Annotated in this window: 8 protein-coding genes; 7 read left to right on the forward strand and 1 reads right to left on the reverse strand. The window is 39.5% G+C overall.

Going from position 1 to position 16,736, the window contains the following annotated elements:
• Window positions 1-851: 851 nt before the first annotated feature.
• Window positions 852-1,397: a COP23 domain-containing protein gene (locus HWQ58_RS18740; RefSeq protein ID WP_292865726.1), complete on the forward strand. Its 546-nt coding sequence runs from the start codon at window positions 852-854 to the stop codon at window positions 1,395-1,397.
• Between the two features lie 211 nt (window positions 1,398-1,608).
• Window positions 1,609-4,812, forward strand: a complete 3,204-nt coding sequence (locus tag HWQ58_RS18745) for a serine protease (protein ID WP_292865729.1) — start codon at window positions 1,609-1,611, stop codon at window positions 4,810-4,812.
• Window positions 4,813-4,926: 114 nt separating this feature from the next.
• Here the strand turns inward: HWQ58_RS18745 and HWQ58_RS18750 are convergent, their stop codons facing one another.
• Window positions 4,927-5,166, reverse strand: coding sequence for a hypothetical protein (locus tag HWQ58_RS18750; RefSeq protein WP_292865774.1), 240 nt, complete (start codon window positions 5,164-5,166; stop codon window positions 4,927-4,929).
• Between the two features lie 157 nt (window positions 5,167-5,323).
• Here HWQ58_RS18750 and HWQ58_RS18755 point away from each other — a divergent pair, with 157 nt between their 5' ends.
• From HWQ58_RS18755 to HWQ58_RS18775, 5 genes are all read left to right on the forward strand, one after another.
• On the forward strand, window positions 5,324-8,533 hold the full coding sequence (locus HWQ58_RS18755) for a tetratricopeptide repeat protein (protein ID WP_292865732.1): 3,210 nt from the start codon (window positions 5,324-5,326) through the stop codon (window positions 8,531-8,533).
• A gap of 140 nt (window positions 8,534-8,673) precedes the next feature.
• The gene (locus tag HWQ58_RS18760) at window positions 8,674-12,345 is read left to right on the forward strand and encodes a serine protease (protein ID WP_292865735.1); all 3,672 of its coding nucleotides are present in this window, start codon (window positions 8,674-8,676) and stop codon (window positions 12,343-12,345) included.
• Window positions 12,346-13,092: 747 nt separating this feature from the next.
• Complete coding sequence (locus HWQ58_RS18765) at window positions 13,093-14,415, forward strand: D-alanyl-D-alanine carboxypeptidase (RefSeq protein WP_292865738.1); 1,323 nt, start codon at window positions 13,093-13,095, stop codon at window positions 14,413-14,415.
• Between the two features lie 264 nt (window positions 14,416-14,679).
• Entirely contained in the window at window positions 14,680-15,894 is a 1,215-nt protein-coding gene (locus HWQ58_RS18770) for an HhoA/HhoB/HtrA family serine endopeptidase (protein ID WP_292865741.1), read from the forward strand.
• A gap of 390 nt (window positions 15,895-16,284) precedes the next feature.
• Entirely contained in the window at window positions 16,285-16,713 is a 429-nt protein-coding gene (locus HWQ58_RS18775) for a hypothetical protein (RefSeq protein WP_292865744.1), read from the forward strand.
• Window positions 16,714-16,736: the final 23 nt, after the last annotated feature.

The following is a 16,736-nucleotide window of genomic DNA, read 5'->3' on the forward strand; positions in this document are numbered from 1 at the left end:
TCGGGCAGTCGTTTATTGAATTCGGGCAGTCGTTTATTGAATTCGGGCAGTTGTTTATTGAATTCGGGCAACCCCCAAGAATTTACATAAAGCCATTCAATATGTGCTCATGGGGGAAACCCCCTTGGCGCTAGCCTCTCCCTTTGGGAGAAGACCGCACTGGCTTGGCTATACAAACAAAATCCACGGAGGTGGGTTAGAAACCCTTGGTTTTATCGTGCTGACTTACTTAACACAGCCTAGATTTTGCTAAAAATGATACCATTATTTTGCCTTTAACCTAAATCAACGAATAGATAAATTCGAGAAACGTAGTTTTCACTAATAAGTTATCCATCAAATAAATCAGGAATTTTTGGGGTACTTGACTTTGTGCCACTCACCAAGATTAAGTAGGTCGGCGTAAATAATTATTGTTGAAAGAAGGCAGTTCTTGCTGGGGGCTATTAGCTGGGGGAGAAAGAGTTTGAGCCTTATTTATTTTTCTTCACACAGTTTGGTTTTATTGCACCGACTTACTTAGATTGTTTTAGTAGCAGTTATATTTATCCAAATAAAAAATAATGTAAATGACGACAAGACAAGTAGCGCTCGTGAAGAAATTTTATATTTACTTTACTAAGTCTCAGGTAGAGATTGACAATGGTGAAGAAAACTTCACCTCAATATCTGTGCGACTGAAACAGATGAACTTTTTATCAAATATAGAGTTGTGTGTAAATTTGATTTTAAGATAAATCTTAAGAATCAAGTTTGATTTTTTATTTGTACTAATTGTGCTGGTTTTGAGAAAATATCTGATTCGCGATTATTCCAAAAGCCTTGTTTTTCAAAATTTACCGAGAAAAATTATGCAACTCAAACCAATCATTTCTCTATTCACAAGCTGTGCTTTGACTGCTGTTTGCATTACATCTATCGTTAGTCAAGCCAAAGCTAATGATGAAGTTCGTTTTATCTGTGCTTCAGGTTACGACCAAGCAACTAATCTACGCTTTCCCACTACTTACGCTTGGACGGAACGGGGGAAAATTGCAATTATACGTTGGAAATATGGGTGGTTTACTAGTCAGACTGTTACCCCAGAAGAGAGGTGTCAACAAGTATCGTCTCGATTCCAGACTGCTTACAACAATCAAAGTCTGGCTTATATCGCCAACGGTACTGTGAATAATCAACCAGTAATTTGCACAGCCAAACAAGAAGACGCTGCTTGCGATATCACACTGTTAACTCTACGACCTCAAGACGATCCTCTACAGATTCTCGATGATCTTAAAGACATTCTTAGAGGACGTGCTACTAAACCAGTAGAGCATAGTTCTAAACAACAACCAGTCTACTACAAAATTGACATCAAGAAGTTTCTGCAAACAGCCCCTGTTGAGAAGGAATAAGATCAATTTTGGCTAAATAAAACTCTGCGTACCCTCTGCGTTGACCTTTGCGTTCTTCTGCGTTTCAAAAGAAACCCTCAATTCACCACGCTTTTCTACAAAATACTGAAATTTGGCGTTGCTGATTGAAGGTATGAAAAACTCACGCAGAGACGCAAAGAAAAATTTATATTCCTATTCAGAAATGTCGCAATTTTATCTAAATACAAAAATGAACCGATTCAATTCATTGATTATCGCCATCTTAAGCACTTGCTTCCTACTACCTATCACTGACGTGGCGACATCCCAGCAAGTAGCTAATCAACCTACTTCTCTATTGGCAAGTACTTTATCTCCAGAAAAAATTCGTCAACTAGCTCAAGCTGTGACTGTCAAAGTTTTAAGTAATCATAAAGGCGGAAGTGGAGTATTAATCAACAAACAAGGGACAACTTACACCGTCCTCACCAACGCTCATGTTATTAGCAATAAGGAAAGCCATAGAATTCAAACACCTGATGGTAAAATATATACAGCTACAGTTATTAGTCAAGGTGATTCTTTAAAAAGTAATGATTTAGCCGTCTTACAGTTTCAAGCTCAAGAAAACTATCAAATCGTTGCTTTAGCCATCACCTCAAAAGCCTCAGAAAATCAATCAGTATTTGCTGCTGGGTTTCCTGAAAATAGCAAAGAATTAGTTATCAATAATGGGAAAATCTCTCTGTTATCTACTCAACCATTAGTTGGGGGTTATCAGATTGGTTATACCAATGAAATTAGACAAGGTATGAGTGGAGGGGCTTTATTAAATCAAGCAGGTGAATTAATCGGGATAAATGGATTAACAAACAATGCCATTTTAAATGAGGCTTATTCTTATCAAGATGGAACTCGACCCAATGCTGAACAAGTTCAGCAATTGCGACAACTGAGTTTTGCAGTTCCCATTCAAACTTTAGCAAAAGTTGCACCCAATTTAGCAATTATTCCTCCACAATGGCGCAATCAGCAACAAGCTACAAGACCAGCAAGTAACACATTCGTTGATAAAGTTGATAATATTGCTCAACAGATTACTGTAAGAATTGATTCCAAAAATAATGGGAATGGTTCAGGAGTAATTATTGCTAAACAAGGTGATAATTACTATGTAGCCACTGCACTTCATGTTGTAAAAAATCCAGATAATTATGAAATTATTGCTCCAGATGGCAAGCAGTATGTAGTACAGCAATCAAACATATTTAAATCAGAAGGATTAGACGCAGCAGTAGTTAAATTTACCAGCAATCAAACTTATACAGTTGCCACAATTGCTAAATATAACCTATATTCTTCCAGCAAAATACCGTGGATATTTCTCTCTGGATTTCCTCAAGAAGCAGCAGGAAAAAGAAAACTGACAGCAGGGTTGCGTAGTTATGGCAGAGAAACAATATTTGTTCGTGCAGAAAGCTTAGATTATTTAAATAATGTTATTGATGCGGGTTACGAGTTGGGTTATACAAATCTGACACAACCTGGAATGAGTGGGGGAGCAGTATTAAATGCAATCGGACAAGTAATTGGCATTAATACAAGTATTGAACCCAATGGAATAGGGGAAAAACAAGAACTAGGGTTAGGTTTAGGAGTCCCAATTAATAGCATTTTCGGTTTGCTGACAAAATCTGGATTGAAACCAGAACTGTTAAAGGTAGTAACTCAAGCACCACCTCAACTAACAGAAACAGAAATTAATACACTAAAAAATCATCCTTTATTCGTCGCTCAAAAGCCTTCAGAAAATGCTACTGAGTACGATTGGCTAAATTATGGCAATCAACTGTGGCGTTTAGAGAAATACCCGGAATCTGTAGCAGCTTTGCAACAAGCAATTAAGCTCAAACCAGATTTTTATGAAGCTTATTTTGCTCTTGGTTTAGCGGAATATGCCCAGGAAAAATATCCACAAGCCTTAGTAGCTTATGAGCAAGCAATCGAAATTAACCCCGATTATGATAAAGTTTGGCTATCCAAATATTCAACACTAAACGAGTTGCAAAAATACCCAGAGGCACTAGTAGCAATTGACAAAGCAATTGAATACAATAGTAGCGATGTTGACCTTTATCTACAACGCGGTATAGCACTTAGAAATTTAAAACGCTACCCGGAAGCTCTAGCGGCGGTGACTAAAGCAATTGAGATGAAACCGCTATTTTTCTTCTACTATTTCCGGGCTGTTATCCGCCATGACTTGAAAGATTATCAAGGAGAATTAGCAGATTTGAATCAAGCGATTAAACTCCAACCTGCTCATACTAATAGCTATCTTTCACGGGCTAATGTTTATTTCCAGTTAAAAAATTATCAAGCAGCGTTAGCAGATTTGAATCAAGCGATTAAACTCCAACCCGATGGTGCTGTTAACTATAAGTTACGGGGTATTGTTTATTCAGAGTTAAAAAATTATCAAGCAGCGTTAGCAGATTTGAATCAAGCGATTAAACTTCAAACTGATGATGCTAGTAACTATATTTCACGGGGTGATGTTTATTTCCATTTAAAAAATTATCAAGCAGCATTAGCAGATTTGAATCAAGCAATTAAACTTCAACCTGATGATGCCTACGCCTACTTTTTGCGGGGTAATGTTCATGTTCATTTAAAAAATTATCAAGCAGCACTTGCAGATTTGAATCAAGCAATTAAACTTCAACCTGATGATGCTATTAACTATAGTTCACGGGGTAACGTTTATTCGCAGTTAAAAGATTATCAAGCAGCACTTGCAGATTTTAATCAAGCGATTAAACTTCAACCTGATGATGCCCTATATTACCTTGTGCGGAGTGTTGCTTACTTTAAATTGAAAGATTATCAAGGGGCACTAGCAGATTTGAATCAAGTTATTAAACTTCAGCCTGATAATGCCAATGCCTACTTTGTGCGGGGTGATGTTTACGTTCAATTAAAAAATAATCAAGCAGCATTAGCAGATTATAATCAAGCAATTAAGATTCAGCCTGATAATGCCAACGCCTACTTTGGGCGGGGCGTTATCTACCAGAAACAAGGAAGCGATCGCGCCGCATTAGCAGAATACAATCAGGCGATCGCTAAAGATGGAAAATTTGTAGCACCCATGATCAACATTGGCTATATCAAATACGAAAAAGGAGATGTAGAAGGAGCAATACAGCAGTGGAAAAAAGCAGTTCAAATTAATGGTAGTGTAGCAGAACCACAAATGGCATTAGCTGTTGCTTTATATGCCAAAGGCGAGCAAAAAAAAGCTCTAAATATGGTACAAGCCGCCTTGCGTTTAGATAAAACATGGGCTGATGTCGAGGTTCTCAAACAAAATCTTTGGGGGACGCACTTGGTTGCAGAAGCACAAAAACTCCTTTCGCATCCTACTATCCAAGCATTGCAAACAAAGCAGTAGTTTGTGTTTCTAACTAAACCAATTTAACTTTAAACCTCACTTTTTTGTCGAGGTCTTCATCTGACAGTAGACTCTCCGCGTCGCCGCCTCTCCCACTCTCCGCCTCCTCTTCGGTCACGATTCAGCAATGATTCTGGCATTCAGCAAAGTAAAAATCCTATCAAGTTCCAATATGCCTGTCAACTCAGCTTCCTCCTCTGAGGTGAGAAGTCCAGCTTTTCTGTTAAAAGAAAGTTCTTCGAGTCGAAACTGTAATTCCTCAGTAAATTTAAACAAATGTAGATTTCTAACTTTACTGATTTTGATTCCAGACTCTACCCAGAATGAGGGTTGAACCATCATTTGAGTAATTATAAACTGTGTGCATCGTTTAATTGAGCGGACTACTTTTATTGTCACAGCGAATTTTGCTTGCTTTACTTTTTCTACATCTCCTTACACCCGACATCCAAAAGCCCTTAGCTCAAGGATTTAAGTTTATCTTAGTGCTATTCGTTATCCAACTACAAAAATGAACAAACTTAATTCGTTAATTATTACTATTTTAAGTACTTCTTTAGTACTTCATTTTGCCTACACTGCAACATCCCAGCAAGTATCTAATCAAACTACTTCTGTACTTGCAAATAATACCTTATCATCAGAAAAAATCCGTCAAATAGCTCAATCTGTTACTGTTAAAGTCTTTAGTCCTAATCAAGGGGGAAGTGGAGTATTAATTAGCAAACAAGGAAAAACTTACACTATCCTAACCAACGCCCATGTCATTGGTATCAAAGGAACTAATAGCATACAAACATTTGATGGCAAAACTCATGCAGCTACAGTGATTAGTCGTGGAGATTCTTTAGCTGGTAATGATTTAGCTGTATTGCAGTTTCAATCTCAAGAAAACTACCAAGTTATTGCTTTAGCAAACAACTCCAATTTCTCAGAAAATCAAGAAGTATTTGCTGCTGGTTTTCCCGATGATAGCAAAGAAATAGTCATCACCAATGGACAAATATCTCTGTTCTCTGAAAAATCATTAGTCAGAGGTTATCAAATTGGTTATACCAACGAAATTAGACAAGGAATGAGTGGAGGGGCTTTATTAAATCAGTCAGGACAATTAATTGGGGTGAATGGATTGCAAAGTAATGCGATTTTAAAGGAAACTTATGTTTATCAAGATGGAACTCGGCCGAGTGCGGAACAACTTCAGCAATTAAGAAAACTCAGCTTTGCAGTTCCCATTCAAACTTTAGCAAAAGTTGCACCCAATTTAGCAATTATCCCTCCGCAATGGCGCAATCAGCAACAAGCTACAAGACCCGCAGGTAATACATTCGTTGATAAAGTTGATAATATTGCTCAACAGATTACTGTAAGAATTGATTCAAAAAATAATGGTAATGGTTCAGGAGTAATTATTGCTAAACAAGGCGACACTTACTATGTAGCCACTGCACTTCATGTTGTAAAAAATCCAGATACTTATGAAATTATTGCCCCAGATGGCAAGCAGTATGCAGTACAGCAATCAAACATATTTAAATCAGAAGTATTAGACGCAGCAGTGGTTAAATTTACCAGCAATCAAACTTATACAGTTGCCACAATTGCTAAATATGACCTATATTCTTACAGCAAAAAACCGTGGATATTTCTCTCTGGATTTCCTCAACAAGCAGCAGGAAAAAGAAAACTGACAGCAGGGTTGCGTAGTTATGGCAGAGGAACAATATTTATTCATGCAGAAAGCTTAGATTATTTAAATAATGTTATTGATGCGGGTTATGAGTTGGGTTACACAAATCTGACAAAACCTGGAATGAGTGGGGGAGCAGTATTAAATGCACTAGGACAAGTAATTGGCATTAATACAAGTATTGAACCCAATGGAATAGGGGAAAAACAAGAACTAGGGTTAGGTTTAGGAGTCCCAATTAATAGCATTTTCGGTTTGCTGACAAAATCTGGATTGAAACCAGAACTGTTAAAGGTAGTAACTCAAGCACCACCTCAACTAACAGAAACAGAAATTAATACACTAAAAAATCATCCTTTATTCGTCGCTCAAAAGCCTTCAGAAAATGCTACTGAGTACGATTGGCTAAATTATGGCAATCAACTGTGGCGTTTAGAGAAATACCCGGAATCTGTAGCAGCTTTGCAACAAGCAATTAAGCTCAAACCAGATTTTTATGAAGCTTATTTTGCTCTTGGTTTAGCGGAATATGCCCAGGAAAAATATCCACAAGCCTTAGTAGCTTATGAGCAAGCAATCGAAATTAACCCCGATTATGATAAAGTTTGGCTATCCAAATATTCAACACTAAACGAGTTGCAAAAATACCCAGAGGCACTAGTAGCAATTGACAAAGCAATTGAATACAATAGTAGCGATGTTGACCTTTATCTACAACGCGGTATAGCACTTAGAAATTTAAAACGCTACCCGGAAGCTCTAGCGGCGGTGACTAAAGCAATTGAGATGAAACCCCTGTTTTTCTTGTACCTAGCACGGGGTAATGTTTATTCGCAGTTAAAAAATTATCAAGCCGCGTTAGCAGATTATAATCAAGCGATTAAACTTGAACCTGATGATGCTAATAACTATAGTTTACGGGGTAATGGTTATTGGTTTTTAAAAAATTATCAAGCAGCGTTAGCAGATTTTAATCAAGCGATTAAACTTCAACCTGATAATGCTAGTAACTATAGTTTACGGGGTATTGTTTATGGAAAATTAGAAAATTATCAAGCAGCATTAGCAGATTATAATCAAACGATTAAACTTCAACCTGATGATGCTAGTAACTATAGTTTACGGGGTTTTCTTTATTGGTTTTTAAAAAATTATCAAGCAGCATTAGCAGATTATAATCAAGCGATAAAACTTCAACCTGATGATGCTAGTAACTATAGGTTGCGGGGTAATGCTTATTGGTTTTTAAAAAATTATCAAGCAGCGTTAGCAGATTATAATCAAGCGATAAAACTTCAATCTGATGATGCTAGTATCTATAATTTTCGGGGTATTATTTATGTAAGTTTAAAAAATTATCAAGCAGCGTTAGCAGATTATAGTCAAGCGATTAAACTTCAACCTGATAATGCCAACGCCTACTTTGGGCGGGGTGATGTTTACAAAAATCAGTTGAAGAATTATCAAGTAGCGCTAGCAGATTATAGTCAAGGTATTAAGCTTCAGCCTGACAATGCACAACCTTATGTTGCGCGGGGCGGTGTTTACATTCAGTTAAAAGACTATCAAGCAGCATTAGCAGATTATAGTCAAGCTATTAAAATCCAGCCTGATAATGCCAACGCCTACTTTGGGCGGGGCGTTATCTACCAGAAACAAGGAAGCGATCGCGCCGCATTAGCAGAATACAATCAGGCGATCGCTAAAGATGGAAAATTTGTAGCACCCATGATCAACATTGGCTATATCAAATACGAAAAAGGAGATGTAGAAGGAGCAATACAGCAGTGGGAAAAAGCAGTTCAAATTGATGGTAGTGTAGCAGAACCACAAATGGCATTAGCTGTTGCTTTATATGCTAAAGGCGAGCAAAAAAAAGCTCTAAATATGGCACAAGCTGCCTTGCGTTTAGATAAAAGCTTTGCTCATGTCGAGGTTCTCAAAGAAAATCTTTGGGGGACGCGCTTAGTTGCAGAAGCACAAAAACTCCTTTCCCATCCTACTATCCAAGCATTGCAAATAAAGCAGTAGTTTGTGTTTGGACTAGTTTTATTGTCACAGCGAATTTTGCTTGCTTTACTTTTTCTACATCTCCTTACACCCGACATCCAAAAGCCCTTAGCTCAAGGATTTAAGTTTATCTTAGTGCTATTCGTTATCCAACTACAAAAATGAACAAACTTAATTCGTTAATTATTACTATCTTAAGTACTTCTTTATTACTTCCTTTCGCCTACACTGCAACATCCCAGCAAGTATCTAATCAAACTACTTCTGTACTTGTAAATAATACCTTATCATCAGAAAAAATCCGTCAATTAGCTCAATTTGTTACTGTTAAAATCTTTAGTCCTAATAAAGGCGGAAGTGGAGTATTAATTAGCAAACAAGGAAAAACTTATACTATCCTAACCAACGCCCATGTGATTAGTACCAAAGGAACTAATAGCATACAAACATTTGATGGCAAAACTCATGCAGCTACAGTGATTAGTCGTGGGGATTCTTTAACTGGTAATGATTTAGCTGTATTGCAGTTTCAATCTCAAGAAAACTATCAAGTTATTGCTTTAGCAAACAACTACAATTTCTCAGAAAATCAAGAAGTATTTGCTGCTGGTTTTCCTGATGATAGCAAAGAAATAGTTATTACCAATGGCAAAATATCTCTGTTATCTGAACAGCCATTAGTCGGAGGCTATCAAATTGGTTATACCAACGAGATTAGACAAGGAATGAGTGGAGGGGCATTATTAAATCAGTCAGGTCAATTAATTGGGATAAATGGATTACTAAATAATGCTATTTTAAATGAGGCTTATTTTTATCAAAATGGGACTAAACCCAGCGCCGAACAACTTCAGCAATTAAGAGAACTCAGCTTTGCAGTCCCCATTCAAACTTTAGCAAAAGTTGCACCTGATTTAGGAGTTGTTCCTCCAGAATGGCGCAATCAGCAACAAGCTCAAAAACTGCCAGTAGGTAATACATTTGTTGATAAAGTTAATAATATTGCTGAACAAATTACTGTAAGGATTGACTCGCAAAATAATGGTAATGGTTCAGGAGTCATTATTGCTAAACAAGGACAAACCTACTATGTAGTGACTGCGGCTCATGTGGTAAAAAATCCTGATTATTACGAAATTATTACTCCTGATGGTAAGCGATATGCAGTGCAGTTAGAGAATATATTTAAGCCAGAGGGATTAGACGCAGCACTGGTTAAATTCACGAGCAATCAAACTTATTCAGTTGCCACAATTGCTAAATATAACCTATACTCTTCAAACAAAAATAGGTTGATATTTGTTTCTGGATTTCCTAAACAAGCTGGAGGAGAACGAAAATTTACAGCAGGATTGCTTAGGGATAGAGAAGCAATATTGGTTCGTGCAGCCAGCACGGATTATTTAAATTCTGTGATTGATATGGGTTATGAATTGAGTTATACAAATCTGACACAACCCGGAATGAGTGGGGGAGCAGTATTAGATGTAATGGGAGAAGTAATTGGCATTAATACAGGTAGTGAAGGAAAAACAACTGCTCAAATTGAACTAGGATTAGGGTTAGGAGTACCAAGTAATAACATTTTGGGTCTAGTGACAAAATCTGGGTTGAAACCAGAACTGTTAAAAGTAGTAACTAAAGCACCCCATAAACTTACAGAACCAGAAATTAATTCACTGAAAAATCATCCCTTATTTGTTGTTCAAAAGCCTCCACAAAATGCTAGTGAATATGAATGGCTCAATTATGGTAATCAATTATGGCGATTAGAAAGATATCCTGAATCAGTGACAGCTTTGCAACAAGCAATTAAGCTAAAACCAGATTTTTATCAAGCTTATTATGTTCTTGGTGTAGCACTATCTACACAGAAAAAATATCCAGAAGCTTTAGCAGCTTTTGAAGAAGCAATTAAAATTAAACCAGACAGCGATGAAGCTTGGAATGCAAAATATGATATGCTGTACAATTTAAGAAAATATCCAGAAGCACTAGCAGCACTTGACAAGGTAATTGAATACAACAACAGTGATGTTGTTAACGTTTATCAAAAACGCGGCATTATATTGGGGTACATCTTTAAACGCTACCCAGAGGCTTTAGCATCGATGAACAAAGCAATTGAGATGAAGCCACTACCTTTATCCTACAGTATACGGGGTATGATTTACATGCAAATGAAAGATTATCAGGGGGCTTTGGTGGATATAAATAACGCGATTCAATTACAGCCTGATGAGGCAGACAATTATTCATTACGGGGTACTATCCACGAACAAGTGGAAGATTATCAGGCAGCTCTGACGGATTACAATCAAGCTATTAAAATCGATCCTGACTCTGCTGATTACTATATATATAGGGGTAAGACTCGCGTTGCATTAAATGATTTTCAGAACGCGCTGGCTGATTGTAATCAAGCTATTAAAATCTACCCTGACAATGCTGAAGGGTACTCTTGTACAAGTTATGTCCGTAATATTGGGTTGCAAGATCCTCAAGGAGCTCTTTCTGAGATTAATCAAGCTATTAAACTCAAACCTGACTTTGCTAATTATTACTTTCAAAGAAGTTCAGCCCGCTCTCAATTGAAAGATAATCAGGGGGCATTAGCAGATTTAGAGCAAGCAATTAAACTCTTTCCTGATTTTGGGTCATTGGGGAATAGGCTTCTGGCTGGTTACTACGAAAAAAAGGCTACTATCCGCTCTAGGTTGAAAGATTATCAAAGGGCGCTAGCTGATATTAATCAAGCGATTAAACTTGAGCCTGATGATGCAAATTTATATTTGAGTCGTGGTCTTATTCGTAAGGAATTGAATGACCTGCAAGCAGCGCAGACTGATTACAATAAAGCCATTGAAATTTTTTCGCAAAAAATTGAACGTCAACCAAATTCTTTCTTCAGCTATGTAGGTCGGGGTGAAGTCCGCGAAAATTTGAATGACCTTCAAGGGGCGCTGGCTGATTATACTAAAGCCATTGAACTAAAACCTAAATTCGCTTCAGTCTATTTTCTACGGGGTAATCTTTTTTACATTCAATTGAAAAATTTCCAAGCAGCACTCGCAGATTATAGTCAAGTAATTAAACTCCAGGCAAATAATGCCAACGCGTACTTGCTTCGGGGTAATGTTTACATCCAATTGAAAAATTATCAAGCAGCGCTAGCAGATTATAGTCAAGGTATTAAGCTTCAGCCTGATAATGCCAACGCCTACTTTCTGCGGGGTGATGTTTACAAAAATCAGTTGAAGAATTATCAAGTAGCACTAGCAGATTATAGTCAAGGTATTAAACTCCAGCCTGACAATGCACAACCTTATGTTGCGCGGGGCGGTGTTTACGTTCAGTTAAAAGACTATCAAGCAGCATTAGCAGATTATAGTCAAGCTATTAAAATCCAGCCTGATAATGCCAACGCCTACTTTGGGCGGGGCGTTATCTACCAGAAACAAGGAAGCGATCGCGCCGCATTAGCAGAATACAATCAGGCGATCGCTAAAGATGGAAAATTTGTAGCACCCATGATCAACATTGGCTATATCAAATACGAAAAAGGAGATGTAGAAGGAGCAATACAGCAGTGGGAAAAAGCAGTTCAAATTAATGGTAGTCTAGCAGAACCGCAAATGGCGATCGCAGTTGCTTTATATGCTAAAGGTGAACAAGAAAAGGCTCTAAACATGGCACAGTCCGCCTTACGTTTAGATAAAAGCTTTGCTCATGTTGACGTTCTCAAAGAAAATCTTTGGGGGACGCACTTGGTTGCAGAAGCACAAAAACTCCTTTCCCATCCTACTTTCCAAGCATTGCCAACAAAGCAGTAGGGGAGCATACCAAATACGTAAAAACATAAGCTGTCATTGCGTTCGCCCTTGGCGTTCTTGCAGGGTACGTAATGAAATGGAGCGTTTGCGGAGCGTCTCCAAGAGTTGCGATCGCAACATCATTCTGAACGTAACGAAGTGGAGTGAAGAATCCCGATTTTACGTTAAATTGTGAGATGCTTCACTACGCTGGTGCTCCGTTCAGCATGACATTTTATACTTTTCAAACATTCTCTTAAGCACAGGCATTGAGAACAAGATCCCCGACTTCTCTAAGAAGTCTTTGACCGCTTCCAATGTCGATGCATCTGCAATCCATACTGCACGCTCACGATGATGCCACACATACCCACATTGGCGAAATGTTTCAAGGTTATAGAATTACGTCACCGATCGCGCAACGTAAAGCCTTTTCTTCTTAGGCTGTCTGCGATACGCTGCGCGTAGCTGGCTTCTTGGCAGGAGTAAACGAACGCTTAGAGCGAGTCTTCTCTTGTCGGAGACGCTACCGCATAGCTTGCTTAAGAGTAGGGGTACAAGTGTCAAAGTCCGTCGTCGACATCGCCAACGGCGTAGTATCTGCACAAAGCAAAAATATTTTTATTTTCATGCGGCTATCTTCATGAGCAATGGGGATTTTGGCATTATGAGAAAAACACCATATTATGACTCAATACTGATTATTGTAAAAAAGCTTGTATATTAGCACAGTAAACAACGTTTAAAATCCTGACAGAGGAATAAAAAATGCTGGAATTATTGGGTTCAGGTTTAGTGTCGCTTTGGCTGGAAATGGCTGGGGTACAAATCAAACCTCTAGATGCCTTAGATGCACTAACTTGGCAAAGTAGTCCTGGCTTGGTTCTTGCCCCTGATCCAAATCCATCTGGGGCGACTACAGTGCAGGAATATCTGAAAAAGCTGATCACATCAAAAGTGGTAGCCCAAAATCTGGCTGAGAGTCAGGGGATTTGGATGCAGTCGGGGCCGATGCTGATGGCAAATCACCAAGGTACGACACCTCTGCCGGCCGCTTCTTTAACTAAAATTGCCACTTCACTAGTTGCTTTGAAAACTTGGGGACCAGATTACCAATTTGATACTTTGGTGAGTGTCACTGGGCCTGTGGTAAATGGAGTTGTGCAGGGCGATTTGGTGGTTACAGGTCGTGGCGATCCTTTGTTTGTTTGGGAAGAAGCGATCGCTCTTGGTAATACTCTCAATCAAATGGGCATCAAGCAAGTAAAGGGAAATTTAATTATTACTGGCAGTTTTGCCATGAATTTCCAACGTCAGCCAATGCTAGCCGGTCTGATGCTCAAGCAAACGCTAAATCGTGCGACTTGGGGCCGCCCCGCTATTTATACACACTCAATCATGCCCAAGGGAACGCCTAAACCTCAAGTTGTGATTGCGGGTGCGGTGAAAGTTGAGGCGCAACCAAACCCTCAACAAACTTTGTTACTGCGTCATCGCTCATTGCCCTTGAAGCAACTAATCAAGGAAATGAACGTTTACAGTAACAACGATATGGCAGAGATGCTGGCAGACTCAGTAGGAGGAGCAACTGTAGTACGATCAACTGCTGCTCACCTTGCTAGGGTGCCACAAGTGGAAATTCAGTTAATCAATGGTTCTGGATTGGGGCCGGAAAATCGCATTTCCCCCAGAGCTGCTTGTGCGATGTTGATGGCTATTCAAGCTGAGGCATCTGCCCATCAACTGAATCTGGCTGACTTGTTCCCCATGTCTGGATTCGATCACCGGGGGACACTACACGCCAGACACATTCCCCTGGCGACTGTGATCAAAACTGGCACTCTCCGGGATGTGAGCGCTTTAGCGGGAGTGATGCCCACACGCGATCGCGGTTTAGTTTGGTTTGCTATTATCAACCGTGGGACAAATGTCTGGGGTTTGCGGACTGGACAAGACCAACTCTTGCAAAGTGTTGTTAAACAATTACAACTACCTCCAACCGTTCCTATTGCCCTGACTCCCCACTCAGCCATCAACTCTTTACCCCAACTAGGTGCAGCTAATCGGAATGAAATCTTATACAAAAGTTAGTTCATCCATAGTCTAGAGTTAGAACAGAGAGCGGACTAATCTTATTGGCAATCCAAAAGTTTTATTGATGGGTAAAAACCGAACTTGTAAAGGGTAAATGTCCATAATAGCTTTTGGGTGAAATTTTCTATTAAGTTGATTATAGGTAGTTCGCAAAATGCCCTAACCCCAGTAGTGGAAACAGGCGAAACCTGAAATAAAAATAACTGTAAATAGATTTGTCACGACTAAGCAACAATTAGGCTTATAAGTTAGGTTGTGATTATGCGATTTCCCAAAATATCTCGGTCTTTACGTCAACTCACTACTCATGTTTTAGCGATCGCGCTAGGAGTTCTGCTAACCGTTAGCACATTGCAGGTGTTACCCTCCCAAGCCGAACCAGCACCCACAATAACTGCTGGAGATACTTCAAATCTGATTGCTCAACGGCAATCACCAGCTAGTACTGTGATCGGTAGTACTAGCTTTGTCACAGCAGCAGTAAATCGTGTGGGCACAGCAGTTGTCCGCATTGATACTGAGCGAACAATTACTCGCCGCGTCGATCCATTTATGGAAGACCCCTTTTTCCGTCGGTTTTTTGGTGAGGGTTTCTCCCAACAGATACCTTCTGAGCAGTTACGCGGTTTAGGCTCAGGTTTCATTATTGACAAGAGCGGGTTAGTTTTGACTAATGCTCATGTGGTCGATAAGGCTGATAAAGTAACAGTCCGACTCAAAGATGGCCGCACCTTTGAAGGGAAAGTTCAGGGTATTGATGAAGTCACAGATTTGGCAGTAGTCAAGATTAACGCTGGTAACGATTTACCAGTCGCGCCTTTGGGTTCTTCCACCAATGTCCAAGTAGGAGACTGGGCGATCGCAGTCGGTAATCCTTTGGGATTCGATAATACTGTTACCTTGGGAATTGTCAGTACCCTCAAACGTTCCAGCGCCCAAGTCGGTATTAGTGACAAACGTTTGGACTTTATTCAGACAGACGCTGCCATTAACCCTGGTAACTCTGGCGGGCCACTATTGAATGGTCAAGGTGAAGTAATTGGTATTAACACAGCCATTCGCCCTGATGCAATGGGTATTGGGTTTGCCATTCCTATTGATAAAGCCAAAGCGATCGCCGCGCAACTGCAACGTGATGGCAAAGTTGCTCACCCCTATCTAGGTGTGCAAATGCTAACTTTGACACCCGATCTTGCCAAGCAAAATAACACCGATCCCAACTCTCCTATTCAGATACCAGAAATCAATGGTGTTTTTGTCATGCGAGTTGTTCCCAATTCTCCAGCGGCATCTGCGGGTATCCGGCGCGGGGATGTAATTCTTCAAGTTGATGGTAAAGCTATTACCAGTGCTGAACAATTGCAGAATGTTGTGGAAGACAGTCAACTTGGTCAAGTATTAAAGGTGAAAGTGCAACGGGGTAATAAGACAGAGCAGCTTTCAGTACGTACAGCCGAGTTGCAGAATGCGTCGTAGGGGCATATATAGCCAATTTTAATTGTGTGCAATAGTAGGGGCACAGCAATGCTGTGCCCAAAGCGCGTGTAGTCTATAAAGGTTTTTAACGTCTCGTGTAGCCGCGACTTCCAGTAACCAAGGCGAGTAAAAATTTAGACTTTTCAAACATCCTCTTTGAATAGAAACTGCGATCGCAGTTTCCGGTGCTACTGGTTTCCTCTTTTGATAAGTTGGAATTGATGGGTTGCGATGCCTACAGCGGGCTACACCTAAGCATTGGGGGAGCTAACGGAGTTAGAATACTTTCGGTCACTTATTACACGTATTAGCCCTTTTGTTGACTGCGGAATTGAAAACAGAGAAAGTGTGGTAATAAATAGATAGAATCCTGCGCTTAGAAGGTTGTACATGGAACCGCTTACTGCTGGTGTAATCGTTACTCTTGCTTTTACTAAAGCTTTTGAGACAACAATAGAGAAATTCACTGAAGCAGCTCTTGGGAAGATAAAAGTGCTGCGTGACAAGATTTGGAACAAGATTCATGGAAACCAAGAGGCTGCTAATGCGTTTGCTTTAGCAGAAAAAGGGTCTAAGCCAGATTTAGAAAAACTTGCTGCTTACTTGCAGCCAGTAATGAAATCTGACCCAAATTTTACCCAGGAGATACAGAAACTGGCTCATGAGATTCAGCAAGAAATAAATATTGGTCAGATTCAAGGTCAAAATCTTCAGAATGTCTATGGTGGAGAAGCAGAACAGAACAATGCTAACAACACCAATGCGCCAGTGATTCAGGGTGGCACTGGACACAATATTACATTTAACACTAACACCTGACTACAGCCGCCCGTTGGGGAACG

It is taken from the genome of Nostoc sp. LPT, from assembly GCF_017115165.1.
Taxonomy (GTDB): Bacteria; Cyanobacteriota; Cyanobacteriia; order Cyanobacteriales; family Nostocaceae; genus Nostoc.